We start from the raw sequence: 24,983 nt of genomic DNA, 5'->3' as shown, positions 1-24,983 counted from the left end.
GGATTGATGTCAAGTGCTTCTACCAATAGCCATTCATTCGAAATTGGCCACCCCTTTGGCTAAGCCTGTTGCCCATCCTCCGTACGCCCCATTCCCAAGGCTTAAACTTCTTTCCTTCATAACTCTTTTCAACAAGCCGGGCAGAGCGGCGGCAGAAAGGAGCACAGATGGTATTCGATTTCTTGCGTCGTGGATCGGCTGGGGAAGCGCCCGAGGCAAAGGCGAGCGCGGCGGGGCCTGTGGTGGCTTGGCAAACGGGCGGGCGCGTGGCGTGGAGCCCTCGGGATGCGGTATCGCTGACGCGGACGGGGTTTTCGGGGAACCCGGTGGGGTTCCGCTCGGTCAAGCTGATTGCCGAGGCGGCGGCGGCTCTGCCTCTGGTTCTTCAGGATCAGGTGCAGCGATACGATGTGCATCCGATCCTGTCCCTGATGCGCCGTCCGAATGCGGCACAGGGGCAGGCGGAGTTGATGGAGGCGCTGTTCGGGCAGTTGCTGCTGTCGGGCAATGCCTATGTTGAGGCGGTGCAGGCTGACGAGAGCCTGCCGGTTGAGCTGCATCTCTTGCGCTCGGACCGGATGAGCGTGGTACCTGGCGCGGATGGGTGGCCCAAGGCGTATGATTACGCGGTGGGTGGCAATCGACAAAGGGACGAACCAGCCGAACAAGTTCCTGGACCCCAAGTCGTCGGAATCGCTGTTGCCGGTCTTTTCGAACGGGTTGCGGGATGATTTCATTCAAACCCAATTTTTGGCGGCGACCCTTGGCTACTGGAACGACCCCGAAGTCAATCCGGTATCACGTATCTACGGCAAGCCAATGCTGGACTTGTCGAATGCCTATGTCTGGGCGTGGGATACCCGCCCGTTTCCGACCTTTCCCAACCTGCGACGCCAATGGGACGATGGGACAAACTACGCACGGGGGCATTGGCTGAACGGGCGATCCGGGTCGCGTACATTGGCGTCGGTGGTAACTGAAATTTGCCATGGGGCAGGGGTGACGGATATTGATGTCTCGCGACTTTATGGCGTGGTCAGGGGGTACGTCATCGAAGATGTAACCAACGCTCGATCTGCTTTGCAGCCTTTGATGCTGCGCTATGGTTTCGATGCCATCGAACGGGATGGTCTGTTGCGGTTTCAGATGCGCGACGGCTGCGGCGCGGTTGCCATCAACTCTGACCATTTCGCAATTACCAGCGATCTTGAAGGTACGATCGAACACAGGCGCGAAGCCGAAGCCGAGATGACGGGGCGGGTGCGCCTGCGGTTTGTGCAGTCAGATGCGGACCACGACCTGGTAGCCGAAGAAGCCGTCCTGCCCGAGGACAAGACCCATTCGGTGTCGGTGAACGAAATGCCCCTGTCGATGACCCGAACCGAAGGCCGACAAACGGCAGAGCGCTGGCTGAGCGAGGCCCGGGCCTCGCGCGATACGGTACGTTTTGCGTTGCCACCGTCGCAGATGCATTTGGGGGCGGGTGATCTGGTGCGGTTGGCAGACGGTGAAACCAGCCCCATCTACCGCATCGACCGTCTGGAAACATCAGACTTGCAACTGGCCGAGGCGGTTCGGGTGGAACAGGGCGTCTATAAAGCATCGGACTTGCTGGACGAGGCGCCGACAGTCAAACCCTATGCCGCACCAACGCCTGTGCTACCGGTTTTTCTGAACCTGCCTTTGTTCACAGGTGCAGAAATTCCACACGCACCTTATCTGGCCGTCTCGGGGGATCCCTGGCCTGGGGCTGCAACAGTCTACACTTCGTCCAACGACGAGGGTTATGCTCTGGGCGATATCATCCCAAATCGGGCGATCATCGGCGCTACCGAGACGCCGCTGCGGCGAGCCAGCGCAGGGATCTGGGATGAAGGGCATGCGTTGCGCGTCAAACTGATTTCAGGGCAGTTGGAGTCGCGCCCACGCAGCTCGGTCCTGAGCGGCGTCAATCTGGCCGCGATCGGTGATGGAACACCCGGAAATTGGGAAGTGCTTCAATTCTCTGACGCGGTCCTTGAAGCACCGGGTGTCTATGCGTTGTCAGGGCGCCTTAGGGGGCAGTTGGGGTCGGATGCGTTAATGCCGGATGTCTGGCCGGACGGATCAATCTTTGTGCTGCTGAATGATCGGGTGCAACAGATCAACTTGCTGCGCACCGAGCGCCGGATTGCCAAGCATTACCGCGTTGGCCCAGCAAGCCGCAGTTACGATGACGGGTCTTTCCAACATCTGATCGCCTCTTTCGACGGGAACGGATTACGCCCGTACGCCCCCGTACATCTGAAAGTGCAATCCAGCGTTTCAGGGGATGACGTCACTTGGGTCCGACGGGCACGCCTGGACGCGGATGATTGGTCCGGGCTGGAGATTCCCTTGGGCGAAGAGCGTGAGTCTTATCTGGTGCGTATCCGCGCGAATGGCACCTTGCTGCGTGAAGATCTGGTCGACGAGCCGAGATGGACCTATTCAGCGGCAATGAAAGTGGCGGATGGCCTGAGCGGCGCTTACGAGGTCGAAGTGGCACAGGTGTCCGCCATCTATGGCCCAGGTCTGGCTGCCCGTCATTTGGTTGGACAAATGATCTGATGCGGCCGGTCCTGCACGGAGATGTCAGCTCAGCCGCGCGTGCCTTGTTGGCCGTTCCGCAAATGGACCGGGCCCGTTTATGTGTTCGGATGATCCATGAGGCAGAACTGGCCGACCAGCATCTTGAACGCACAGGGCGGCTTCACCCTGTGTACGGCAACGGCTCGCTCATGGCCGTTGCCCGAAACAGACCCCTGGCGGATGAGCCGGGGTTCGATAATCTGCAATATTGTCAGTGTTTTGAAACAGTCCTGCACCATCTTTCGAGGTTTTTGGTCACCCGGCAGCACAGCTAACACATCTGCTGGCCGCAAGATCCAGTTTCAATCGACCATCCGGGATGCGTTCGCCGCAGTCTTCACAATACCCGTATTTTTCCTCGTCAAGTCGCACCAATGCGGCTTGAAGGCGGCTTCCTTCGATATCGCGATTGGCTTGTTGCGCCTTGGCCATGGCCTGATTTTGCAGCGCATCCATGCGACTCAGCCGACCAACGGCTTGCTGATCCAGCTCGACAACGGCCTGAGCCTTTCGCCCCGAGGCTGAAAGCTGTTCCAGTTCAACCAGTCGTTCGCGAATTCGTGTCTCAAAATATGCGCGTTTGGACTCATTCATTTTCGTTGCAATGCAGATCACGGGTTTGCGTTTGGCCTTTTTACCACTAAATGGCATTCTAGGCGCAGCAAAGGATCAAAAGCCATGTTTGAAAAGCGCAGCCACGTGACACCGGTCGATCCGGTGTGGACCCGCATCACCTCCGAGGCCCATGCGGCCGTTGAAGAAGAGCCCCTTATGGGCGGTCTTGTGCACGCTTGTATCCTGCATCACCGCAGCCTCGAGCGCGCGCTGTCATATCGGGTCGCGGCCAAGCTGTGTTCAAACGAGATGTCGATGATGGTCCTGCGTGAGATCGTGGATGAGGCTTATGCCGATGATCCCGGTTTGATCGAATCGGCCCGGGCGGACTTGATGGCCGTGTATGAACGTGATCCCGCTTGCCACCGCCTGTTGCAGCCGATCCTGTACTTCAAGGGTTACCAGGCCATGCAGGCGTATCGCGTGGCGCATTGGCTATGGCAAAAGGGTCGTCATGATCTAGCGTATTTCTTCCAGATGCGCTCGTCCGAGATTTTCGGCATAGACATTCATCCTGCTGCCAAGATCGGCAAGGGGATCATGATCGACCATGCCCATTCCATCGTCATCGGTGAAACAGCTATTGTGGGTGACAATGTCTCGATGCTGCATTCGGTGACGCTGGGCGGGACTGGCAAGGAAGAAGAACAGCGTCATCCCAAGATTGGCAATGGCGTACTGATCGGAGCTGGTGCGAAAGTGCTGGGCAATATCGAAGTTGGCCATTGCAGCCGTATCGCTGCCGGTTCGGTGGTTCTGCAAGAGGTGCCCCCCTGCAAAACCGTAGCAGGCATTCCGGCCAAGATCGTCGGTGAGGCCGGGTGTGATCAGCCCTCGATCTCGATGGATCACATGCTGGGTAAAGACCAGTAAACGGTTTCAGTTCGAGCGGTTACTGCGTCTTTCCAACCGCTCGCGCCGCCGTTCTTCCCTCTTTTCTTTGCGCAATTCCCTGCGGCGGTCTTGCTCGGCTTTTTGCTGAGCGATCACCGTAGGATCACTCGATCTGAACTTGGAATTCTCACCGGGGTAACTGTTGGGTTTTGCCATAGCTGCGTCAGGTGTTGTACCTGTCAGCAGGGCCAGAACGATCAGACTTTGAATGAGGGTTTTCGGGGACATCACGCACCTTCCTTCTGTCTGCGCCAGGAGTTAGGAAGGTGGGAGGTCTTTTTGCGCAAAGCAATCTGAGCCCCGATCACACGGGCTCAAATCAGTGCTATGACCCTCGCCCTGAGTCTTTCGGGCGAGGGCCTTGAGACAAATCCTCAGGCCAGCATGACCATCGGGTTTTCCAAGTTTTCGACGATGGCCTTGAGCAGTTCCGCCCCCAACGCGCCGTCGATGACGCGGTGATCGACTGACATGGTGACAGACATCACAGTCGCCACAGTCAACTCACCATCATCCCCGACAACAGGTTTTTTCACACCGGTTCCCACGGCCAGAATACCGGCATGAGGCGGGTTCACGATGGCGTCGAAGTTGTCGATGCCGAACATGCCGAGGTTCGAGATCGCAAAGGTTCCGCCCTGGTATTCATGCGGGGCCAATTTGCGTTCGCGGGCACGGGCCGCAAGGTCTTTCATTTCGGTTGACAGTGCGGACAGAGATTTCATGTCAGCGTCCTGAAGAACCGGGGTGAACAGACCGCCCTCAATAGCGACCGCGACGGCTACGTCCGAAGGTTTCAGTTGCAGCACACGGTCACCTGCCCAAACCGCATTGCAGGCCGGAACCTGTTGCAACGCGTTGGCGACGGCTTTGATGATGAAATCATTGACGCTCAGCTTGATGCCGCGCCCTTCCAACTGCTTGTTCAACTGGCTGCGGAACTTCAGCAGCGCATCCAGCTTGATGTCGCGACGCAGGTAGAAATGCGGGATGGTCTGCTTGGCTTCACTCAGACGCGCAGCGATGGTTTTACGCATACCGTCGAGCTGAATCTCTTCATACTCGCGGCCCTCATACATCCGCGCGACCATGTCCGCGGACGGACCAGTGGGTGCAGCTGGTGCAGCCGCTGGCGCTGCGGCAGCAGCCGTAGGAGTTGGTGCCGGTGCGGTGGCAGTTGCCCCTTCGACGTCTGCTTTGACGATGCGGCCATGCGGGCCAGAGCCTGCGATCTGAGCCAGATCGAGGCCCTTCTGTGTGGCAATCCGGCGGGCCAGGGGAGAAGCAAAGATACGACCGCCATCCGCTTTGACCGGAGCTGCCGGAGCAGGGGCGGACGCCTCGGGTGTCGCTGGCGCGGCAGCCTCGTTGCCCGCGGCGGCAGGGGCCGCCTCAGGCGCCTTGGCAGGCGTGGCAGCTATGTCATCAGCGCTTTCGCCATCTTCCAGCAGAACTGCGATGGCGGTGTTGACCTTGACCCCTTCAGAGCCTTCGGGGATCAGGATCTTGCCGATGGTGCCTTCGTCAACAGCCTCGAACTCCATCGTGGCCTTGTCGGTTTCGATCTCTGCCAGCAGATCGCCGGAGGAGACGGTGTCGCCTTCCTGGACCAGCCATTTGGCAAGCGTGCCTTCCTCCATGGTCGGTGAAAGGGCGGGCATCAGAATTTCAGTGGGCATCTGTCTGTCGCTCCTTACCGGTAGGTCACTTGTTTGACGGCTGCGATCACCTCATCGGTGGTGATCAGCGCCAGCTTTTCGAGGTTCGCGGCGTAGGGCATCGGGACGTCCTTGCCTGTGCAGTTGATGACCGGGGCGTCGAGGTAATCGAACGCTTCCTGCATCATCACCGAACTGATGTAACTGCCGACCGAGCCTTGCGGCCAGCCTTCTTCCACTGTCACCAGACGGTTTGTTTTCATCACCGAGTTGATGATCGCGCCAGTGTCCATCGGGCGGATGGTGCGCAGGTCGATCACTTCGGCGCTGATGCCGTCTTCGGCCAGCTTGTCCGCAGCTTCCAGTGCATATTGCATACCGATGCCGAAGCTGACGATGGTCACATCAGACCCTTCGCGCCAGATGCGCGCCTTGCCCAGCGGGATAGTCAGGTCATCCACCTGCGGCACGTCGAAGGTGCGACCGTAGAGGATTTCGTTTTCCAGGAAGACCACCGGGTTAGGGTCGCGGATAGCCGATTTCAGCAGGCCTTTGGCGTCAGCCGCCGAATAAGGCATCACCACCTTCAGACCGGGGATCTGCATATACCAAGCAGCGTAATCCTGAGAGTGCTGAGCCGCCACGCGCGCCGCAGCACCGTTGGGGCCCCGAAACACGATGGGGCAACCCATCTGACCGCCGGACATATAAAGCGTCTTGGCGGCAGAGTTGATGATCTGGTCAATCGCCTGCATGGCGAAATTGAAGGTCATGAACTCAACAATCGGTTTTAGACCGCCAAAGGCCGAACCCACGGCGATACCGGCAAAACCATGTTCGGTGATCGGCGTGTCGATCACGCGCTTGGAGCCGAACTCATCCAGTAGACCTTGCGAGATCTTGTACGCGCCCTGATATTCGGCAACTTCCTCGCCCATCAGATAGACATCCTGGTCGCCGCGCATTTCCTCGGCCATCGCGTCGCGCAGGGCTTCGCGCACAGTTTCCGATTTCATCTCGGCGTCGGCTGGCCAGTCGGGTGACATATCGACGACCGGTGCAGCGGGTGCTGCGGCAGTGGCGGGGGCCTCAACCACCGCAGGTGCGGCCTCAGCCACCGCTGCGGCAGCAGGTGCGGCAGAGGCGTCTTCGCCTTCTTCGACCAGCACCGCGATGGGGGTGTTGACCTTGACCCCTTCGGTGCCTTCCGCGATCAGGATTCTTCCAACGATGCCTTCATCGACAGCTTCGAATTCCATCGTCGCCTTGTCGGTTTCAATCTCGGCCATAATATCGCCCGAGGAGACGGTGTCGCCTTCCTTGACCAGCCATTTGGCCAGCGTGCCCTCTTCCATGGTGGGCGAAAGGGCGGGCATGAGAATTTCGGTTGCCATGTCTTAATCGTCCTCTCAGGCGTAAATATCGGTCCAGAGCTCTTCGACGGAAGGCTCGGGACTTTCTTTCGAGAATTCGGCGGCTTGGTTGACGACCTCTTTGATCTCTTTGTCGATCGCTTTCAGGTCATCCTCGGTCGCGTGTTTTCCGGTCAGCAGAAGTTCGCGCACATGCTCGATCGGGTCGCTTTGCTCGCGGACCTTCTGAACTTCTTCGCGGGTGCGATACTTGGCCGGGTCGGACATCGAGTGACCGCGATAGCGGTAGGTCTTCACCTCTAGGATGTAAGGGCCTTTGCCCGCTCGACAGTGGGCCACAGCTTTTTCACCTGCAGCCTTTACCGCCAACACATCCATCCCGTTGACGATCTCACCGGGGATGCCAAACGCTTCGCCGCGCACAAAGATATCTGGCGAAGACGTCGAGCGCGCCTGCGCGGTGCCCATGGCGTATTGGTTGTTCTCGATCACGAAAACCACCGGCAGATCCCAGAGAGCGGCCATGTTGAACGTCTCATAGACCTGACCCTGGTTGGCTGCACCGTCACCAAAATAAGTGAAGGTCACGCCGCCGTTCTCTTTGTACTTGTCGGCGAAGGCCAAACCTGCACCCAAAGGCACCTGTGCGCCAACGATCCCGTGGCCGCCATAGAAATGCTTCTCTTTCGAGAACATGTGCATTGACCCGCCTTTGCCCTTGGACAGGCCGCCCTCGCGTCCGGTGAGTTCGGCCATCACGCCGCCCGGCTCCATGCCGCAGGCCAGCATGTGGCCGTGATCGCGATAAGAGGTAATGCGTTTGTCACCTTCTTGAGCTGCGGCTTCGAGGCCGACAACAACCGCTTCCTGTCCGATATAAAGGTGGCAGAAGCCGCCAATCAGACCCATACCATAAAGCTGACCCGCCTTTTCCTCGAATCGGCGGATCAATAGCATCTCGCGGTAGTACGTTTTGAGTTCTTCCGCAGAAACGTTTGGTTTCTTTGTGGTTTTTCGCGCAGCCATCGTGGCGATCTCCCCCTTTCGGACAGATAGTTTAGCGTTAAACTATTTCATAAAGCATTTAGGGCTTTCTGGCGAGTGTAAATGTGACGCAGCGTCGTGACACGCTTCGAAAAACCAGTCGACGAAGGGCAAACGACGGATTGTATGAAATTTTCTGACGAAAAATACAGGCTCGGATCAGCGGATAACGATTTCATCTGCACGGATCATGCCCAGCACCGAGCGCGCCTGCTGATCCAGCAAGTCAAGATCCAGATACGTATCCGACAGACGCCGGGTCAGGTTTTCCATCTCGGCAATTTCGACATTCAGGTTTTCCAGGTTGCGTGACAGAGCGTCCCGTTCCGCTGCAATTTCGACTCGTCGGAACAAGCCATAGTCGCCTTGCACGGCAGCAAAGGTGAAGTACACACCCAGCATGAAAGCCACCGAAAAGAAGACTACTGCGCCCAAACCGGGCCGATGGGAACGGGACACTCTGTTTACCGCCGTATGAAAACTTGCCTCAATAACGGGTCCTTTGCGAACCTCTGCCTGCACTATGTCACAGGTGATTCGGGTTGTGAATCCCCTGATTCGTTTTTTTCGTCAGTATTTTGTGTAGTTTAAACTCAGATCATCGCCGGGGCACATGTGCCCGATTTCGTGCGCCTATCTGCTACTTCATGCATGTCTGATAGGCCATCGAGGGCACGTTACCGAGTTCTCCCATAAGTTGTTTATCTTAGGTGACGCCCCGTGCCTTAAGCTTGATTGTTGACCTGCCAAGTGTTTCTAGGGAAGGCAATTTCCCCGTTCAACAAGTTTGGATCACAACTGATCCCTCAATCGTTTGAGCAAACTGCAGCACTCAACACAACCTACAAACAGAAGCTGATCGCCGAAGTCGTGGAATGATGCTTTCTTCTACCCAGTTACTATTGAGGGCAGCTTTAGGTCGATGTCTTTTTTTTAAAAATGCGGTTCGCGAAGTGCTCGCTTTTCTACGCTGCTGGTATGCCGAAAAATGCCCGTCAGAAATGGTTGTTGAAGATCGAATTCATAGAATGCATAGAATGCTATGTGTGAATCGGATTGCGTTGCTTTCCAAATCAATTTGTCTTGAAGGATCTGCTGAAAATGACGTCTGAGACTCGATTTTACTTTGGGCACCACAAATGCGCGACCCGATATCTCATTTCCATTTGCCGACAAGTTTGCAATGCACTTGGGTTGAATGACAAAGAATTTCACAATGACAGAATGTTCAACAACGACCTGGCCGCTGAACTGAATGCCAACCCTGTCGATTTCGTTTATTACACCAACGCAAAAATCAACTCAGTTAGACAACTTGAAGGTCGTTTCAAAGGCTTTCACGTGGTGCGCGATCCCCGCGATCTTATCGTATCAGCGTATTTCTCTCACAAAAGCAGCCATGGCACTAGGGCTTGGCCGGAATTGGCGGAGTTGAGAGAGAAAATTTCGAAGATGTCTCTCTCAGATGGCTTAATGTTCGAAATTGAGGTGATGGTTAACACAATTACTGATCTCACAGAATGGGACTACGACCAGAGCAACGTCCTTGAAGTTAAGTACGAAGAGCTCATTCAGGATCCGTCCCATGTCCTTTTGGACGTGTTCCAGCACCTGGGTCTTGCCAAGGAAATCCATGCGGATAGGACAAAGCAGATCGTACGCCTGTTGCGCTCGTATATTGGGAATCGTATTCCTAAGAAGCAAGCCAGAGATTTTCTATATTTCTCGGAAACGATGCAAATCATTCAAGACAACAGCTTTTCCAAGAAATCTGGTGGCCGAAAGCGCGGTGAAGAGAATGCCGGACACCATTACAGGAAGGGTGTCGCTGGGGATTGGCGGAACTATTTCGAAGATCAGCATATCGACCTTTTCAAAGAACGCTATAACGATTGCCTGATAAAGCTGGGTTATGAAGAGGACGAAGATTGGCACTGAAGAGTTTGGAAGCAGTTCCATCACTCACTTTTGCCGTCCGTAAGGGTTTGGAAAGGCCGCAAGTTTAGACACTTCGGTCTTAATCGTTTCAAACAACAAGGGTGCACAGAGGAAAACGGTTTATTGCGTGCAGCAAGACGGTAATGTCAATAAGGACAGTACCGTGAATACAAGAACCGCTTGTCAGGCTTACTGTTCCAGCGCAGCCACGCCGGGCAGGGTTTTACCTTCCATCCATTCCAGAAACGCACCGCCTGCGGTGGAGATGTAAGAAAAATCATGCGCTGCGCCCGATGCGTTCAGCGCTGCAACAGTATCGCCGCCACCAGCAACCGACACCAACTGGCCCGAACGTGTCAAAGCCGCCGCCTTCAGAGCTGCTGCATTGGTGGCTTTGTCAAAGGGTTCGAGCTCGAACGCACCCAGTGGACCGTTCCAGATCAGAGTTTGGCTTTTTGCAAAGATCTCGGTGATTGCGGCGACGCTTTCAGGGCCTGCATCCAGGATCAAACCATCTTCGGGGCATTGATCGGCGGGCAGGATCTGAGTTGGAGCGTTGGCTTCGAACTTTTCTGCCACAACAATGTCCGTCGGCAGGACGATGGTACAGCCCGAGCTTTCGGCTTTGGTCAAGATCTCGGCGGCGGTGTCTTTCATGATCCGTTCAGCCAGCGATTTGCCCACGTTCAGACCTTTGGCCACCAGGAAGGTATTGGCCATGCCGCCGCCGATGATCAGGTAGTCCACCTTGTCTATCAGGTTGCCCAGCAACTCCAGTTTGGTCGACACTTTCGCACCGCCCACAACCGCAGTCACAGGACGTTTCGGAGCGCCCAGAGCACCTTCCAGCGCCTCAAGCTCAGCCTGCATCAGTCGGCCTGCGCAAGCGGGCAAAAGCCGCGCCAGAGCTTCGGTTGAACTGTGGGCGCGGTGCGCGGCCGAGAACGCGTCATTGCAATAGACATCACCCAGCTTGGCCATGCCTGCGGCCAGATCGGTGTCGTTCTTGGTTTCGGATGCGTGAAAGCGCGTGTTTTCCAGCAGCAATACCTGACCCGGTTGCAGCGCATCGGCGGCCAGTTCAGCCTCGGTTCCGACGCAATCGGCTGCAAACAGGACCGGAGCACCAAAGGCGCTTTCCAGTGTCGGCACAAGTTGCTTGAGCGACAGGTTCTCGCGCCGCTCGCCACCAGGGCGGCCGAAATGAGCCAGAAGGATCGGCTTGCCACCAGCGGCCAGAATATCGCGCACCGTTGGCACGATCCGCTGAATTCGGGTGGCGTCGGTCACAACACCGTCAACGACAGGTACATTGATGTCCACGCGCACCAGCACGCGTTTGCCGTTCAGATCCATATCGTCCAGTGTGTTCCAGCCCATCGTGCATTCCTTCTCAGTGGCAACCGATTTAGGCGGTTCTTTTCCTGCATTTTGCCCTCAGGTCAATGCGTCACTTGGCATTCACGCGCTTGGGGCATAGGTATTTGCGCAAGACTAACGACAGGAGGGCCACATGGCCGAGATCAAAGATCCCGAAAACACAATCATCGTCGAGCTGAAGGGCGGTAACGTCGTCATCGAGCTGCTGCCGGATGTGGCACCTTTGCACAGCGCGCGGATGAAGGAACTGGCCCGTGGCGGAGAATATGACAACGTGGCCTTTCATCGTGTGATCGACGGCTTCATGGCGCAAACCGGCGACGTGCAGCATGGCGATATGGAAGACGGTTTCAACCTGCGCATGGCGGGTACTGGCGGGTCCTCGCTGCCGAACGTTCCGGCAGAGTTTTCCAAGCTGCCCCATGATCGCGGCACGTTGGGTGCTGCTCGGTCGCAGAACCCGGATTCGGCCAACTCGCAGTTCTTCATCAACTTCAATGACAACCATTTCCTGAACGGCCAGTACACCGTCTATGGCCGGGTCATCGATGGCATGGAGCATGTGGACGCGATCGTTCGGGGCGAGCCGCCTGCGAACCCGGATCGCATGATCAGCGTCAAGGTGGCCGCCGATGCATAAGCTGGCCGCAGCCTTTGCACTTCTGGCCAGCCCCGCGCTGGCCAGCGGTTTGCAGATCGACGTCGAAGGGGAAGGGGCCAATGGCACGATCTCGATCGACCTTTTCGAAGACGTTGCGCCCAAGCATGTGGAACAGATCACCGCTCTGGCTGCCGATGGCCAGTATGATGGCGTCGTGTTTCATCGCGTGATCGACGGCTTCATGGCGCAAACCGGAGATGTTCAATTCGGCGATTCCAGCGCTGGCGGATTCGACATGCGCAAAGCCGGGCGCGGCGGTTCCGACCGCCCGGATCTGCCAGCCGAGTTTTCCGATGTAACCTTTGATCGGGGCGTGGTCGGCATGGCCCGCTCGAACGACCCGGATTCAGCCAATTCGCAATTCTTCATCATGTTCGAACCGGGCCCGTTTCTGGATGGCCAATATACTGTTGTTGGTCAAGTAAGCGACGGTATGGATGTCGTTGATGCGATCAAACGAGGCGCAGGTCAGAACGGTGCGATTATCGGCGCACCTGACGTGATGACAAAAGTCACCGTCACCGAATAAACCGAAAAGCCCGACGCTATTCAGAGCGTCGGGCCTTATCTTGTCACTGGTTGCGAGAACAAGCATCAATCGTCGGGTGACATCAACTTCCAGATCACCGCGCCGATCGCTCCACCGATCAGTGGGGCCACCCAAAACAGCCAGAGCTGCGCCAGGGCAGGGCCTTCGGCAAACAAGGCCACTCCGGTAGACCGTGCAGGATTGACCGAGGTATTGGTCACAGGGATCGATACCAAATGGATCAGGGTCAGTGCCAAGCCGATGGCGATGGGGGCGAATCCGGGGGGGGCCTTTTCCGATGTTGAACCCAGAATGATCAGAATGAAGAACGCGGTCAGGACAATCTCGATCACCAGCGCCGAGGTCAGCGAATACCCTTCGGGTGAAGCTTCACCATAACCGTTGGAGGCAAACCCTCCGACACCCGAAAAATCAGGTGCGCCGCTGACGATCAGATAGAGGACAACGGCGGCGACAATTGCGCCCAAAACCTGAGCGACCCAATAGGGCAGCAGGTCTTTGGCCGGAAATCTCCCGCCGATCATCAATCCTAAACTGACAGCCGGGTTGAAGTGCCCGCCCGAGATGTGGCCCACCGTGTAGGCCATGGTCAGTACCGTCAGGCCAAAGGCGAAGGACACGCCAAGCCACCCGATGCCGACATCCGCAACACCGGCTGCCAATACGGCACTACCGCACCCCCCAAGAACCAGCCAGAAAGTGCCGAAGAACTCGGCAAGTAATTTCGATGACATTAAAAATCCTCCGCAATGTTATTAGGTTAAGTGTAATTCAAAAATTAACTTTTGTTAAATTATGGCGAACGGGGAATTTGCCGGGTGCCTTCTCATCTTGGGCAATAAGCGATTAGTGCCATCGTACGGGGTCCAGGTGAAACAGTTTTGACAACTGTTCATAGACCTCCGGATCAGAGGTGCGCAGCGCCTTGGGTCGTTCAAAAAACACTTCAACCGAAACGGCAAAAAATTCTTCATGCCCTTCTGCGCCGTAGGGATCAATCACAGTTGGGCGCCCCATTTCAACGGCCTGTACATGGGCGTCATAAGCCGTCAGAAACGCTGCCTCCCATTCTGAAAAGCTCTGGTTACCGCTGAGCACGGGTACACCATTGGCCGAGCCTGTCAGATCGTCGATCTGATGGGCGAATTCGTGAAAGACCACATTTTGTCCGTCGTGATCGTTCATCGCGCCGCGCTGGCTATGGGCCCAGGACAGGATCACAGGGCCGCGGTTCCAGCTTTCTCCGGTGCGCACGATCTCTTTTTCCGTGACGACATAACCGCTGTGGCGGCTTTGTCTGGATTTGAAAGCACTGGGATAGATCAGGATGGTGGTCAGGTTGTCATACCAAAGATCGGTGTTCACGACCAACAGACAGGCCTGCGCGGCGATGGACATTTGCATGTCTTCGGTAACGTCCAGACCGTCGCAGCCGATGAACTCAACCTGGTCCATGAACAGGTTGATCTTGCCCTCAAGCTTTGCGCGCAAATCTTGCGGCAGTTTCCGCAAGATCGGCACCTGAGCGTCGATAAGGTGCCGTTGCTGATCGGTCAACGGCGCGGCCAACAAGGCGCGGCGCGCCTGCTGTTTCGACCAAAAGTAATAAGTCACACCTCCAGCGATCAGCGCGACAAGTGTCAGAAATATCAACATGGCCCGACCCTAGCGCGATCCCTGCGGGATCAAAACCAGTTTCCCGGGCAAGCAATTGCCAAAAAAAAATGACGCCGCTGGTTTCCCTGCGGCGTCTCGGTTCTGACTTGAGAGTCAGGATTATTGTTTGACGTCTGCTGCCGGGTTCGATCCGGCCTTGGCGCTGCGACCGGGGTTCAGCGGATCGTCCTGACGCTGCACGGAACCTTCGAAATGCGCGCCGCTTTCGATCGCGATGGTCTTGTGGATGATGTCGCCCTCGACGCGTGCGGTCGAAGTCAGGCGCACCTTCAGGCCACGTACGCGGCCCACGATACGTCCGTTGATGACGACGTCATCTGCGGTGACTTCACCTTTGATCGTCGCCGACTCACCAATGGTCAGCAGATGGGCACGAATGTCGCCCTCCACGGTGCCTTCCACCTGAATGTCACCAGAGGTCTTGATGTTGCCGGTGATGTGCAGGTCCGAGGACAGAACCGACGCAGGCGGCTTTGGCTTGGGTGCAGTGGCAGGTTTCGACTCTGTCGGTGCAGGTGCCGCTGGGGTCGCCGATGCGGCAGGTTTGGCCGCCTCAGGTGCCTTGGATGCGGGTTCGTTGATTTTGCTTTTAGAAAACATTTCTCGCAGCCTTAATGTAAGTCATTGGATTTCTTGGCACACCGTCGACGCGAACCTCATAGTGCAGATGCGTGCCGGTAGACCGTCCGGTGCTACCCATATCAGCAATATGATCCCCGCGCGAGACCCTTTGACCAACCTTCACGTTGATCTTGGTGTTATGAGCGTAAAGTGTCTCAACTCCAAACGCGTGCTTGATCTTCACTAGCCGTCCGAAACCCGATTGCCAGCCTGCGTGAGTGACCACGCCATCCGCAGTTGCAAAGATATCAGTGCCGTGCGCACCAGCAAAATCCGCGCCGTTATGCATACGGCGACCGCCGGATTTGGGGTCGCGACGTGTGCCAAACCCGCTGGTGTATCGAACCGCGCTGTGGACCGGACTGGCGAAGGGGGCCTTTTCCGCAGCAATCCGGTACAGGTTCAGCTGATCCATCTGTTGAAGCAATATGTTCGCGCGGGCTTCTTCGGCGGACAGCTCGTCCTCCTCGCCACGCGTGCTAAGGGATAAAGGGGTCAGCGGACCGCCCATACCGCTATATCCGCGCCGGACCTCTTCAATGATGCGATCGGTGGGCATTCCCGCCTGGCGGAACATCTTGTCCAGTGGCTCGACCGAGATCACCATGGCTTCTTCCAACTGGCGGAAAATCTCGTCGCTGCGCTCTTGCATCAGACGGATTTCCAGCTCCAGTTCGTCCCTCAGAACCAATGCATCTTGCGCGTCCGAAGCGATTTGGTCGCGTTCTTCGGCAGTGCGGGCCAGTGCATCGGTCATGAAGGCCATTTGCACCGGGGCGGTGGAGGCCGTCATGTACATGTCGGTGTCACTGGTTTCCTGTTTCAGGTTTGCCAGTTCCGTCCGTGCCTCTTCCCGCTGCTTCATCGTGCTGCGCAGCGTCGTCTGGATGACTTCGATGCCGGTCTCAAGTTCGCGACGACGGTTTTCCGACGCCAGCAACTCGGACTGCATCGCGGAAATCTGTTCCAGTGCAGCGTTAAAGCGGTCTTGCGCGGCCAAAGCTTCTTGAGCGCGTGCGTCCCTTTCGGCTGACAGGATATTCAGGCGTTCCTGATAAGTAGCCTGATCGCGCTTGGCCTGTTCCCTGAAGTTGCCCGACCCGATGCTGTCCATCAGCAGAATGGCCGTCGCAATCACCGCCCAACCAACCATCACCGAAACACCAGCGACAGCTATCACCTGCGTTTCCGAGCTGAGCCGGATAAAACGCGTGTCTTTGTCGGATTTCAGAAAAACCCGGCGTTCCGGGAAGCGCCGTTCAAGCAGCGAGTGAAACTTTATTGCCAGACGTGTTCGCACGCGTCTTACCTCTCATCCCCAAGATCGGGACCGGTCATGAGTGCCTGCCGTCCCTTGGGCCGATTGCATAAACGGACGCTCGCGTTCGGGCAAGTTTGTTGACCTGTCTGCGTCAAACAGCGCAAGAATCCCCCGAAGATCGGCGGGAATTTGCCGAAAATGACAGAGAAGTGTCAGTTTGTGATTTCGCCGGGCGCGGGCAGGTCTTCGGTCAGTGGCCAATAGAAATCGGGGGGCAGGCCAGCCTCTGCACGTTTTTCCTCGTTAAAGGGCGGCTTCAGCACACCGTGAAAATAGCGCCGGACCAGCGCGTGAAACACATCTTTAGGATCGGCATTTTCGCGACCACACAGGAAATGGAACCACTTGGACCCATAGGCGACGTGACCGACTTCCTCTGCATAGATCACCTCTAGCGCCGCGATAGCTTGGTCTGCCTTGGCCTTGCGGAAGATCTCAATCATGCCGGGGGTAACATCCAGCCCGCGTGCTTCAAGCACCATTGGAACAACGGCCAGCCGCCCCATCAAATCTTCGGCTGTATCCTCGGCGGCCCGCCACATGCCGGCATGGGCGGGCAGGGCGCCGTAATGGCTGCCCATTTGCTCCAGGCAATCGCAGATCATTTCGAAATGGCGCGATTCCTCTTCGGCGCATTTCACCCAGTCATCGTAAAAGCCGATCGGCATGGGCACATGCCCGAACCGCGCGATGATGTCCCAGTGCAGATCAACCGCGTTCAATTCGATATGCGCCACAGCGTGCAATAGGGCTATGCGCCCTGCCTCGGTCCCCGGTTTCCGCTTTGGCACTTCACGGGGTGACAGAAGCTCGGGCTTATCCGGGCGGGCGGGGTTCAGGGGCGGAGTAGCTGTACCGATCTCGATTGCGCCGGCGTCGCTCTTGCGGGCTGCGAACCATGCGGCTGCGTGGGCCTTGGACAGGGCGGTCTTGGCCCGCCCGTCCGCTGTTGTCAGAACCTCTGTCGCCATCTGTGTCAGTGTCTTGGTCACGGGGGTCGCTCCGCCTCAGTCGTGTCGAGGCGGGTGATAAACCGGATGGCATGACAGGTCGAGGGGGGCTTACAAAGCTTTCACCGCATCGAGCACCTCGTCCACGTGACCGGGCACTTTGACCTTGCGCCAGATTTTGGCAATACGACCATCGGCATCAATCACAAAGGTCGAGCGTTCGATGCCCATCGACTTTCGGCCATACATGTTCTTTTCCACCCAAACACCGTAGTCCTCGCAAACGGTCGAGTTTTCATCCGACAGAAGCGGCGTGGTCAGCCCGTGTTTCGCAACAAATTTGTCATGCTTGGCGATGCTGTCGCGCGAGATGCCGAAAACTTGAGCGCCTGCATCCGCAAAGGCCTGAAGTTGCTCTGAGAAACCGATGGATTCCTTGGTGCAGCCCGGCGTATCATCGCGGGGATAGAAGAACAAAACCACAGTGCCACCGCGCAGTGCCGAAAGCGTCACCTCGCCGGCGCCGTCGCGCGGCAAAGTGAAGTCGGGGGCCATGTCTGAAATGTCGGGCATTGGAAACTCCGCTAAAGGTTTTTAAAGGCTGCCTGATATCATAGGGCAACACGTGCGGGTTGGAAGGCGTGGATAGCAAATTGAAGCAGCAGGACGGCGACGAACTAAACGAACCGGATCAACCGGTGCGTCGTCGGTCGCGTCGGCGCGCAGCCGGTCTTTGGGCCATGCGCGGTGTCATCATTCTGGTGCTGTTGGCGATGTTCACTGGCTTCATGGTGGTGGGGCAAAGGATGCACGCGCCTGCCTGGCTAAGGGACAGGGTCGAGGCCCGGCTGGAACAGGCGCTGGGGGGGCTGCAAATCCACTTTGGTGATGTCAGTTTCATCATTCACGAAGGTTGGCGGCCTCGGCTGCGCCTGACCGACGTTGCCATCAGCGACGCGGCGGGCCAGCAGATTGCGCAGGTCTCGGACATGCGCGCCAGCCTTGCCATGCGCCCGTTGTTGCGTGGACATGTCCGCCCGAAACGCATCATCCTCAGCGGAGCGCAGATCGCCCTGACCCGAGACACGGATGGCGCGCTGACCCTGACGGTGGGGTCGGACAGCGCACCGGTGCAAGAGGCACCGAACCTGGCAGAGTTGATCGAGGCATCCGATCAGGTGTTCCTGTCTCCGGCCCTGTCTGCACTGACTTCGATCGAACTGGATGCGATCACGCTGGATTACAGTGATTTGCGACAGGGGCGATCATGGGTGCTGGATGGTGGCCATATTCAGGCCAACCGCAGTGACAACGAAGTGCGACTGGCCACCGGGTTTTCGGTTCTTTCGGGGCGGGATTACGTCAGCGCCATCGAGGCCAATTACACCAGCGTCCTGGGCACCCCCGCCGCGAGTTTTGGAATCTCGGTCTCGGACCTGCCCGCCGAAGACATTGCCGGTCAAAGCCCTGTATTGGCATGGCTGCAGGTCTTGCGGGCGCCGATCTCGGGCGCGTTGCGGGGCAGTATCGACGATAGCGGTGCCATCGGAACGGGCTTTGCAACGCTTAATCTTGGCGCCGGGGCCGTGCAGCCCAACCCCAAAACGCGCCCGGTGCCGTTTGAATCTGCCCGCACTTATTTTACCTATGACCCAAAATCGCAGATGCTGGATTTTAACGACGTCTCGGTGGTTTCGGCCTGGGGCGAAGTGCAGGCGGACGGCAAGGCGTTCCTGCAAGGGGTGGAAGAAGGCGTTCTGGATAGTTTGACCGCGCAGATGCGCCTGTCCGGGATCAATGTGAACCCGGCCAACCTGTTTCCGGAACCAATTCAGCTGTCCCGCGCCAGCCTGGATTTCAAAATGGAATTGGACCCGTTCAGGTTGCAGCTGGGGCAGGTTACTGTCGAAGATCCAGATCACATCGTGCGCGCTTTTGGGGTGCTGAGCGGCAGGCCCGATGGCTGGGCCGTAGAGCTTGATGCCCATCTGGATCAGATGACCTCTGACAAGGTTCTCAGCTACTGGCCCGAGCTTTTGGCACCGAAACCGCGCGAGTGGGTCACGAAGAACCTTTACGAAGGCGTTCTGTCGGACATGGATTTCGCGCTGCGGCTCGAGCCCCGATCGAAGCCCGATCTGTATTTGGACTTCGGATTCGAGAAAGCCAAGATCCAGTTCGTTAAAACCCTGCCGCCGATCGAAAGCGCCCAAGGGCAGGCCAGCCTGATTAATCGGCGCTTTACCGTCACCGCGCAAAAGGGAGAGGTGATTGCGGACGAAGGTGGGGCCGTGGATGCCGCGGGCACGTCTTTCATCATTCCCGATACGGATATCAAGAAATCCGCACCTGGAATTGTGCGCATCCAGGCCAAGGGCAGTGTGACGGCTGCACTGTCCCTGTTGGACCGGCCCCCGCTTGAATTGCTGACCAAAGCGGGATTGCCCGTCGATGTTGCCAATGGAACGGCCTCGCTGGTCGGTACCCTGTCCTTGCCGCTGAAAAAGGGGCTGAAGTTTCAGGACACGACGTTTCACTTCGATGGCACGCTGGCCAACCTGTTCAGTGATCGTTTGGTGCCGGGGTTCACGGTCAGCGCTGCATTGCTGGACCTGTCCGGCAACCAGTCGGGTGTTCAGATACAGGGACAGGGGCAATTTGGAGATGTTCCGCTTGAGGCACTTTGGCGGCAACCGATTGATGGCGAAAATGCTCAGCGCAGCACGCTGATCGGCCAGATCGAACTGTCCCCACGCTTGATGGATGAAATCGGGGCTGGTTTGCCTCCGGGAATGCTGACCGGGTCTGGTGTTGCAAATCTCACTCTGGGTCTTGGTGCGGACCTTCCCCCCAAGCTGTCAGTGGAATCGAACCTTCAAGGCGTTTCGCTGGCGATCCCGGAATTGGGCTGGCGGAAGGGGGCTAACACGACGGGCTCGCTGACCGCAGAAGCGACGTTGGGCAAGCAACTGAAGGTCGACAGCCTGCGCATCGAGGGCGCTGGCTTACGTACAAGCGCATCGATGACCTTTCACGAGAATGGCGATTTCGACCGCATAAGGTTCAGCTCATTCGATCTTGGGAATTGGCTGGCAGTTCCGGCCGAGATGATCGGGCGCGGGAATGCCGTTCCGGACATTCGTGTTCTCGGCGGTGTGCTGGATATGGGCAAGGCGACGTTCGGCGAAAGCAGCGGTGGCGGTGCAGGGCCCAAACTGGACGTGGCACTTGATCGTCTGCAAGTGACCGAAACAGTTGCGCTGACGGGTTTCAAGGGCACGTTTCAGACAACCGGTGGGGTGAACGGAGGGTTTACCGCTCAGGTCAATGGCGGGGCATCGGTTGCCGGCCAGGTGAGCCCACGCGGAAACCGTAGCGCGGTAACACTTTCGTCGAAAGATGCGGGAGCCGTGTTGCGCTCTGCCGGGGTGCTGACCCAAGCACGCGGTGGTGACATGACCCTCAATCTCGAGCCGGTTGCCGGACCCGGCAGCTACGACGTCATCCTGAAAATCGTCAATACTCGCATCACCGATGCTCCGGCCATGGCGGCCTTGCTGAATGCGATCAGCCTTGTTGGCCTGCTGGACGAGATGGCAGGGCAGGGCATCTTTTTCTCGGCGATCGACAGCCGCATGAGGATTACGCCAACGGAAATCAAAGTGCTCAATGGCAGCGCCGTCGGGCCGTCAATGGGCCTGTCATTTGATGGCACCATCGACACGGTGAATGAGAGGCTGAACCTGCGTGGGGCTATATCGCCAATTTACCTGCTGAATGCTGTGGGCAGTGTTTTCACCCGAAAAGGCGAAGGGGTTTTTGGTTTCAATTACACCCTCACAGGGCCGCTTGCGTCTCCGAAAGTCTCGGTCAACCCTCTGTCCGGTCTGGCTCCGCTTTTCCTGCGTGATCTGCTGCGCCAGCCCGCGCCAAAAGTGTCGGATGGCCCAAACGCAACGCCGCAATTACCGGATGAGCCCAAGCAGCCCTTTGGGTCACCCCCCAGCGACCGCTGACAGGATATGGCCGAATCTCTTGTGGGGATGTAAGGCGCGGGCATGAAACTCAGCGATTTTGATTTCCATCTGCCCGAAGACCTGATTGCCACGCGGCCAGCCAGCCCGCGTTCTTCTGCGCGTTTGCTGGTGGCGCAGGGGAATGAGACGACGGACAGCCGTGTGTTCAACTTGCCTGATTTTCTGCAACCAGGCGATCGGCTGGTTCTGAACGACACGCGCGTTATTCCGGCACGGCTGAATGGCCGTCGCCACCGGGACAGTGCCCAAGGTCCGGTGTCTGCCGGGGTCGAAGCGACTTTGCTGGATCCGCAGGCTGACGGCAATTGGTCAGCACTGATCAAGCCCTTGAAAAAAGTGAAGATTGGGGAAGAAATTGTCTTCTCGGACGATTTGAGCGCTACGCTGGATCGGGTCGAGGACGGGCAGGCCCATCTGCGGTTTAACCTGAGTGGCGAAGATTTCGATGCCGCATTGGAGCAGGCCGGCGCGATGCCTCTGCCCCCTTACATCGCGGCCAAACGCCCGGCGGACGAGCAGGACAAAACCGATTATCAAACCATCTGGGCGCGCAACTCCGGCGCTGTCGCGGCCCCGACCGCATCGCTGCATTTCGATGATGCGCTCATGCAGGCATTGGCCGAACGCGGCGTGAGTTTCACCCATGTGACTCTGCATGTTGGTGCAGGGACCTTCCTGCCGGTCAAGGTCGAGGACGTGACGACCCACAAGATGCACGCGGAATGGGGGCACGTCAGCCCTACGGCAGCCGCCGAGATTCAGGCGACCAAAGATGCAGGTGGGCGTGTGATCCCGGTGGGCACCACGGCCTTGAGGTTGATCGAAAGTGCTGCGCGCTCCGGCAGGATTCAGCCATGGGAAGGGGGCACGGATATCTTCATCTATCCAGGCTTCCAATTCCACGTCACTGATGCGCTCGTGACCAATTTTCACCTGCCAAAATCAACGCTGTTGATGCTTGTCTCGGCACTGATGGGGCAAGATCGGATGTTGCGGGTGTATGAACACGCGATCGCACAGAGCTATCGTTTCTTTTCTTACGGCGACGCGTCGCTTTTGATCCCGTGAACGGCGTTGATTTGGTATCAATACCGCACGATGTCGTAGACAAGCGCGACAGTCGTAGGCATTGGTCGCACGAAGACTCGCAAGTTTCGGAAGCATAATTCGGAGACCCCAATGATTCAGGTCCTTTCCAGCGCGTGGGCGTTGCTGCTCGGCATGGGGTTGCTGATGGTCGGAAACGGCCTTCAAGGCACGCTTCTGGGTGTCCGTGGTGAGATCGAAGGCTTTTCGACTCTACAAATGTCCTTTGTGATGTCAGCCTACTTTGTCGGCTTTCTGGGCGGCTCACGTCTTGCGCCGGAAATGATCCGGCGCGTTGGGCATGTGCGGGTCTTCGCGGCGCTGGCGTCTTTTATTTCTGCTGTCATGATCATGTACCCGATGATGACCAACCCAATCGCTTGGGTTTTGGGGCGTGTGATCATCGGGTTTTGTTTCTCGGGCGTGTATGTCACCGCAGAAAGCTGGCTCAACAACGCGGCGAACAATGAAAATCGAGGACAGGCATTGTCCCTGTATATGATCGTTCAGATGTCAGGGATCATCGGCGCCCAAGCCCTATTCCTTGTGGGCGATCCGGCGGGTTATGAGACCTTCGTAATCGCCTCAATCCTCGTTTCTGTGTCTTTTGCCCCGATTTTGCTATCTATTTCACCGACACCGGCCTTTGATACCACCAAACCTATGACCTTGCGCGAGTTGATGAACAAATCGCCGCTGGGATGTGTTGGCTTGTTCCTTCTGGGCGGGGTATTCTCTGCTCAATTTGGTATGTCAGCGGTATACGGCGCGCAGGCAGGGCTGAGCTTGGTTGAGATTTCGATCTTCGTTGCCGCGTTCTACATCGGCGCAGTTGTTTTGCAGTATCCGCTAGGTTGGTTTTCCGATCGTATGGATCGGCGTTTATTGATCCTTTTGGTATCGGCGTCAGGGGCAGTCGCATCCCTTTCGGGAATGCTCTACGGGGTAACTTTTGAAATCCTGCTTGTATCGGCGTTTTTCATCGGGGGAATGTCCAACCCATTGTATTCATTGCTTATTGCACACACCAATGACTTTCTTGATCATGAGGATATGGCGGCGGCATCCGGCGGTCTGGTTTTCATTAACGGGCTGGGTGCCATCGCTGGTCCACTGATCACCGGTTGGTTGATGGGAAAGGCTGTATTCGGCCCGCCAGGCTTTTTCCTGATCATTTCGGTGCTGCTTTTCTTTCTGGCCGTTTATGCCGCGTACCGGATGACGCAGCGTGCCGCGATCCCAGTGGACGAAACTGGCACCATGTCGCCCATGTATCCGACCGCCTCGCCTGTTGCTCTTGAGGTTGCGCAGGAGGTTGCGATCGAAGCAGCCGAAGCCGAAGTCGAAGAAGCCGCGCAAGAAACTGCTTAAGACACGGATTTATGTCGACTATGTTGCAATATGTTACTGTAACAGTTCTGTAAAACGGACTTAAATGACGTTACGTCCCGGATGTGGGCACAAGACGGAGTTTAAGGCAATGGCAACGCCTGAAGAAGTATTGAGTTTTTGGTTAGATAAAGTTGGCCCAAAGGGCTGGTATATTCAGGATGACGCGCTGGACGCAGAGATCCGCGAACGTTTCTTATCCACTTGGGAGGCTGCGGCCGAGGGAAAGTTTTCACTCTGGCTCACGTATCCCAGCGGTGCACTGGCTTATGTTATTCTGACAGACCAGTTTTCACGTAACATGTTCCGAGGTCAGGCGCGTGCTTTCGCGACGGACAAGGCGGCTTTGGCGGCAGCGAAATGCGCGGTCGACAAAGGTTGGGACAAAAAGATCGACGAACCGGCGCGGCAGTTCTTTTACCTGCCGATGATGCACTCGGAAAACCTGTGCGATCAGGAACGCTGTGTGCGGCTGATCTGTGAAAACCTCAGCCGTGACACAAGCAACCTGCTACACGCACGGGCCCATCGCGAAGTCATCCGCAAGTTTGGCCGGTTCCCCTATCGGAACGAAGCGCTGTCGCGCAATTCGACGCCGCACGAAGTCGAGTATGTCGATATGGGCGGATACGGTGCAACCGTGCGCGAACTTCAGGCGGCTGTCTGAGCGTACCGAAACTGGTTGAGAGGCCGCGCGCAAATGGCGCGGCTCGGGCTTACGATCCCGGTTCACAACCTTTGAACTCCAAAATGCGCGCGGATACGACGTCCGCGCCGTTTTCGATTGTCTGAGCGATCAGAACTTGAGGCTCATCTGCCAGATTTATTAACCGTTCCTGTACTGCTTGCAGCTTTTTATCCAAGCTGTTCAGCCGGGCCAGGGTTGACCTGATATCCTGTGCAACTTGGCTATTTGCACCAGCAGGGGCTTCCAGTGACAGCGCTGACAAGTCTTCGCGCAATGCAGCAAGCTCTGTTCGAATACCTTTCGTCTCGACCCGGATCGGGGCAACGGCCTGCACGGTTTCGGAAAACTCTGCTGTAATGCTCTCAACCTTTGACGCAAGCTGCCAGCCCAGAAACAGGCACAGCGCCACAAGGATTAATGTAGCGTTGAGCAGAGCAAGCAGCAGGTCTTTGAGTGTTTTCGCCATGGTCAGCCTCTTGAATGTCTTTTGA

Annotated in this window: 24 protein-coding genes and 1 pseudogene; 11 read left to right on the top strand and 14 right to left on the bottom strand. The window is 57.1% G+C overall.

Translation table 11 applies throughout. The annotated features are described in order from the left end of the window. Positions 1–167 precede the first annotated feature (167 nt). The 3 genes and pseudogenes from AC2FLD_RS10155 to AC2FLD_RS10145 form a co-directional block, all read left to right on the top strand. A pseudogene (locus AC2FLD_RS10155) lies at positions 168–662 on the top strand (phage portal protein); the annotation flags it as partial. Beyond that, entirely contained in the window at positions 601–2,589 is a 1,989-nt protein-coding gene (locus tag AC2FLD_RS10150; RefSeq protein ID WP_496669099.1) for a phage tail protein, read from the top strand. The pseudogene AC2FLD_RS10155 and the gene AC2FLD_RS10150, both read left to right, overlap by 62 nt. Then, a complete protein-coding gene (locus AC2FLD_RS10145) occupies positions 2,589–2,885 on the top strand; it encodes a DUF7742 family protein (RefSeq protein WP_496669097.1) in 297 nt (98 codons plus the stop codon). Before AC2FLD_RS10150 ends, AC2FLD_RS10145 begins: the two co-directional genes overlap by 1 nt. On the opposite strand, the gene AC2FLD_RS10140 is transcribed toward AC2FLD_RS10145, so the two are convergent. After that, on the bottom strand, positions 2,866–3,204 hold the full coding sequence (locus AC2FLD_RS10140; protein WP_496669095.1) for a TraR/DksA family transcriptional regulator: 339 nt from the start codon (positions 3,202–3,204) through the stop codon (positions 2,866–2,868). The genes AC2FLD_RS10145 and AC2FLD_RS10140 overlap by 20 nt on opposite strands. 84 nt (positions 3,205–3,288) lie before the next feature. Between AC2FLD_RS10140 and cysE the strand changes: the two genes are divergently transcribed. Beyond that, positions 3,289–4,098: a serine O-acetyltransferase gene (gene cysE, locus AC2FLD_RS10135; RefSeq protein ID WP_050602128.1), complete on the top strand. Its 810-nt coding sequence runs from the start codon at positions 3,289–3,291 to the stop codon at positions 4,096–4,098. Between the two features lie 6 nt (positions 4,099–4,104). On the opposite strand, the gene AC2FLD_RS10130 is transcribed toward cysE, so the two are convergent. The 5 genes from AC2FLD_RS10130 to AC2FLD_RS10110 form a co-directional block, all read right to left on the bottom strand. Continuing rightward, positions 4,105–4,347, bottom strand: a complete 243-nt coding sequence (locus AC2FLD_RS10130) for a hypothetical protein (protein ID WP_496669093.1) — start codon at positions 4,345–4,347, stop codon at positions 4,105–4,107. 146 nt (positions 4,348–4,493) lie between these two features. Then, positions 4,494–5,798 (bottom strand): pyruvate dehydrogenase complex dihydrolipoamide acetyltransferase, encoded by a 1,305-nt coding sequence (locus AC2FLD_RS10125; protein WP_496669091.1) that lies wholly within the window; start codon positions 5,796–5,798, stop codon positions 4,494–4,496. A 14-nt stretch (positions 5,799–5,812) separates the two neighbouring features. After that, a complete protein-coding gene (locus AC2FLD_RS10120) occupies positions 5,813–7,171 on the bottom strand; it encodes a pyruvate dehydrogenase complex E1 component subunit beta (RefSeq protein WP_496669089.1) in 1,359 nt (452 codons plus the stop codon). Positions 7,172–7,186: 15 nt separating this feature from the next. Beyond that, a complete protein-coding gene (pdhA, locus tag AC2FLD_RS10115; protein WP_496669087.1) occupies positions 7,187–8,176 on the bottom strand; it encodes a pyruvate dehydrogenase (acetyl-transferring) E1 component subunit alpha in 990 nt (329 codons plus the stop codon). A 177-nt stretch (positions 8,177–8,353) separates the two neighbouring features. Next, positions 8,354–8,653 carry an FtsB family cell division protein gene (locus AC2FLD_RS10110; RefSeq protein WP_496669085.1) on the bottom strand — a complete coding sequence of 100 codons (300 nt, stop codon included), beginning with the start codon at positions 8,651–8,653 and terminating at the stop codon, positions 8,354–8,356. Between the two features lie 765 nt (positions 8,654–9,418). On the opposite strand from AC2FLD_RS10110, the gene AC2FLD_RS10105 reads away from it, so the two are divergent. Then, positions 9,419–10,132 carry a sulfotransferase domain-containing protein gene (locus AC2FLD_RS10105; RefSeq protein WP_496669083.1) on the top strand — a complete coding sequence of 238 codons (714 nt, stop codon included), beginning with the start codon at positions 9,419–9,421 and terminating at the stop codon, positions 10,130–10,132. 189 nt (positions 10,133–10,321) lie between these two features. On the opposite strand, the gene AC2FLD_RS10100 is transcribed toward AC2FLD_RS10105, so the two are convergent. After that, on the bottom strand, positions 10,322–11,512 hold the full coding sequence (locus AC2FLD_RS10100; protein ID WP_496669081.1) for a phosphoglycerate kinase: 1,191 nt from the start codon (positions 11,510–11,512) through the stop codon (positions 10,322–10,324). 133 nt (positions 11,513–11,645) lie between these two features. Between AC2FLD_RS10100 and AC2FLD_RS10095 the strand changes: the two genes are divergently transcribed. Together AC2FLD_RS10095 and AC2FLD_RS10090 are read left to right on the top strand one after the other, a co-directional pair. Next, the gene (locus AC2FLD_RS10095; RefSeq protein ID WP_050602137.1) at positions 11,646–12,152 is read left to right on the top strand and encodes a peptidylprolyl isomerase; all 507 of its coding nucleotides are present in this window, start codon (positions 11,646–11,648) and stop codon (positions 12,150–12,152) included. Then, positions 12,145–12,702: a peptidylprolyl isomerase gene (locus AC2FLD_RS10090; protein WP_496669079.1), complete on the top strand. Its 558-nt coding sequence runs from the start codon at positions 12,145–12,147 to the stop codon at positions 12,700–12,702. Before AC2FLD_RS10095 ends, AC2FLD_RS10090 begins: the two co-directional genes overlap by 8 nt. Positions 12,703–12,767: 65 nt before the next feature. Here AC2FLD_RS10090 and aqpZ read toward each other — a convergent pair whose 3' ends face one another. The 6 genes from aqpZ to AC2FLD_RS10060 form a co-directional block, all read right to left on the bottom strand. Next, the gene (aqpZ, locus tag AC2FLD_RS10085) at positions 12,768–13,457 is read right to left on the bottom strand and encodes an aquaporin Z (RefSeq protein ID WP_496669077.1); all 690 of its coding nucleotides are present in this window, start codon (positions 13,455–13,457) and stop codon (positions 12,768–12,770) included. Positions 13,458–13,569: 112 nt separating this feature from the next. Then, the gene (locus tag AC2FLD_RS10080; protein ID WP_496669075.1) at positions 13,570–14,379 is read right to left on the bottom strand and encodes a M90 family metallopeptidase; all 810 of its coding nucleotides are present in this window, start codon (positions 14,377–14,379) and stop codon (positions 13,570–13,572) included. 120 nt (positions 14,380–14,499) lie between these two features. After that, positions 14,500–15,000 (bottom strand): bactofilin family protein, encoded by a 501-nt coding sequence (locus tag AC2FLD_RS10075; protein WP_050602141.1) that lies wholly within the window; start codon positions 14,998–15,000, stop codon positions 14,500–14,502. Beyond that, on the bottom strand, positions 14,990–16,321 hold the full coding sequence (locus tag AC2FLD_RS10070) for a DUF5930 domain-containing protein (protein ID WP_496669074.1): 1,332 nt from the start codon (positions 16,319–16,321) through the stop codon (positions 14,990–14,992). Before AC2FLD_RS10070 ends, AC2FLD_RS10075 begins: the two co-directional genes overlap by 11 nt. A gap of 173 nt (positions 16,322–16,494) precedes the next feature. Continuing rightward, a complete protein-coding gene (locus tag AC2FLD_RS10065) occupies positions 16,495–17,313 on the bottom strand; it encodes a ferritin-like domain-containing protein (RefSeq protein ID WP_496669306.1) in 819 nt (272 codons plus the stop codon). A gap of 90 nt (positions 17,314–17,403) precedes the next feature. Continuing rightward, positions 17,404–17,865 carry a peroxiredoxin gene (locus tag AC2FLD_RS10060; protein ID WP_496669072.1) on the bottom strand — a complete coding sequence of 154 codons (462 nt, stop codon included), beginning with the start codon at positions 17,863–17,865 and terminating at the stop codon, positions 17,404–17,406. Between the two features lie 68 nt (positions 17,866–17,933). Between AC2FLD_RS10060 and AC2FLD_RS10055 the strand changes: the two genes are divergently transcribed. The 4 genes from AC2FLD_RS10055 to AC2FLD_RS10040 all read left to right on the top strand — a co-directional run bounded on the left by AC2FLD_RS10055 (position 17,934) and on the right by AC2FLD_RS10040 (position 24,471). Then, complete coding sequence (locus AC2FLD_RS10055) at positions 17,934–21,308, top strand: YhdP family protein (protein WP_496669070.1); 3,375 nt, start codon at positions 17,934–17,936, stop codon at positions 21,306–21,308. A 42-nt stretch (positions 21,309–21,350) separates the two neighbouring features. Then, the gene (gene queA / locus AC2FLD_RS10050; RefSeq protein WP_496669068.1) at positions 21,351–22,397 is read left to right on the top strand and encodes a tRNA preQ1(34) S-adenosylmethionine ribosyltransferase-isomerase QueA; all 1,047 of its coding nucleotides are present in this window, start codon (positions 21,351–21,353) and stop codon (positions 22,395–22,397) included. 111 nt (positions 22,398–22,508) lie between these two features. Continuing rightward, the gene (locus AC2FLD_RS10045) at positions 22,509–23,786 is read left to right on the top strand and encodes an MFS transporter (RefSeq protein ID WP_496669066.1); all 1,278 of its coding nucleotides are present in this window, start codon (positions 22,509–22,511) and stop codon (positions 23,784–23,786) included. A 109-nt stretch (positions 23,787–23,895) separates the two neighbouring features. Beyond that, complete coding sequence (locus tag AC2FLD_RS10040) at positions 23,896–24,471, top strand: DUF924 family protein (protein ID WP_050602147.1); 576 nt, start codon at positions 23,896–23,898, stop codon at positions 24,469–24,471. Positions 24,472–24,520: 49 nt separating this feature from the next. Here the strand turns inward: AC2FLD_RS10040 and AC2FLD_RS10035 are convergent, their stop codons facing one another. Continuing rightward, entirely contained in the window at positions 24,521–24,958 is a 438-nt protein-coding gene (locus tag AC2FLD_RS10035; RefSeq protein ID WP_496669064.1) for a hypothetical protein, read from the bottom strand. Positions 24,959–24,983 lie beyond the last annotated feature (25 nt).

Source organism: Ruegeria sp. CDSA021 (assembly GCF_059612325.1).
The sequence above is the reverse complement of the archived record's forward strand: the minus strand, read 5'-3'. Positions and strand labels throughout refer to the sequence as shown.

Excerpts from the sequence above, each read along its gene's own strand:
- AC2FLD_RS10150 (WP_496669099.1), top strand. The coding sequence starts at position 601 with ATGGGTGGCCCAAGGCGTATGATTACGCGGTGGGTGGCAATCGACAAA.
- AC2FLD_RS10145 (WP_496669097.1), top strand. The coding sequence starts at position 2,589 with ATGCGGCCGGTCCTGCACGGAGATGTCAGCTCAGCCGCGCGTGCCTTG.
- AC2FLD_RS10140 (WP_496669095.1), bottom strand. The coding sequence starts at position 3,204 with ATGAATGAGTCCAAACGCGCATATTTTGAGACACGAATTCGCGAACGA.
- cysE (WP_050602128.1), top strand. The coding sequence starts at position 3,289 with ATGTTTGAAAAGCGCAGCCACGTGACACCGGTCGATCCGGTGTGGACC.
- AC2FLD_RS10130 (WP_496669093.1), bottom strand. The coding sequence starts at position 4,347 with ATGTCCCCGAAAACCCTCATTCAAAGTCTGATCGTTCTGGCCCTGCTG.
- AC2FLD_RS10125 (WP_496669091.1), bottom strand. The coding sequence starts at position 5,798 with ATGCCCACTGAAATTCTGATGCCCGCCCTTTCACCGACCATGGAGGAA.
- AC2FLD_RS10120 (WP_496669089.1), bottom strand. The coding sequence starts at position 7,171 with ATGGCAACCGAAATTCTCATGCCCGCCCTTTCGCCCACCATGGAAGAG.
- pdhA (WP_496669087.1), bottom strand. The coding sequence starts at position 8,176 with ATGGCTGCGCGAAAAACCACAAAGAAACCAAACGTTTCTGCGGAAGAA.
- AC2FLD_RS10105 (WP_496669083.1), top strand. The coding sequence starts at position 9,419 with ATGTTCAACAACGACCTGGCCGCTGAACTGAATGCCAACCCTGTCGAT.
- AC2FLD_RS10100 (WP_496669081.1), bottom strand. The coding sequence starts at position 11,512 with ATGGGCTGGAACACACTGGACGATATGGATCTGAACGGCAAACGCGTG.
- AC2FLD_RS10095 (WP_050602137.1), top strand. The coding sequence starts at position 11,646 with ATGGCCGAGATCAAAGATCCCGAAAACACAATCATCGTCGAGCTGAAG.
- AC2FLD_RS10090 (WP_496669079.1), top strand. The coding sequence starts at position 12,145 with ATGCATAAGCTGGCCGCAGCCTTTGCACTTCTGGCCAGCCCCGCGCTG.
- aqpZ (WP_496669077.1), bottom strand. The coding sequence starts at position 13,457 with ATGTCATCGAAATTACTTGCCGAGTTCTTCGGCACTTTCTGGCTGGTT.
- AC2FLD_RS10080 (WP_496669075.1), bottom strand. The coding sequence starts at position 14,379 with ATGTTGATATTTCTGACACTTGTCGCGCTGATCGCTGGAGGTGTGACT.
- AC2FLD_RS10075 (WP_050602141.1), bottom strand. The coding sequence starts at position 15,000 with ATGTTTTCTAAAAGCAAAATCAACGAACCCGCATCCAAGGCACCTGAG.
- AC2FLD_RS10065 (WP_496669306.1), bottom strand. The coding sequence starts at position 17,313 with ATGGCGACAGAGGTTCTGACAACAGCGGACGGGCGGGCCAAGACCGCC.
- AC2FLD_RS10060 (WP_496669072.1), bottom strand. The coding sequence starts at position 17,865 with ATGCCCGACATTTCAGACATGGCCCCCGACTTCACTTTGCCGCGCGAC.
- queA (WP_496669068.1), top strand. The coding sequence starts at position 21,351 with ATGAAACTCAGCGATTTTGATTTCCATCTGCCCGAAGACCTGATTGCC.
- AC2FLD_RS10045 (WP_496669066.1), top strand. The coding sequence starts at position 22,509 with ATGATTCAGGTCCTTTCCAGCGCGTGGGCGTTGCTGCTCGGCATGGGG.
- AC2FLD_RS10040 (WP_050602147.1), top strand. The coding sequence starts at position 23,896 with ATGGCAACGCCTGAAGAAGTATTGAGTTTTTGGTTAGATAAAGTTGGC.
- AC2FLD_RS10035 (WP_496669064.1), bottom strand. The coding sequence starts at position 24,958 with ATGGCGAAAACACTCAAAGACCTGCTGCTTGCTCTGCTCAACGCTACA.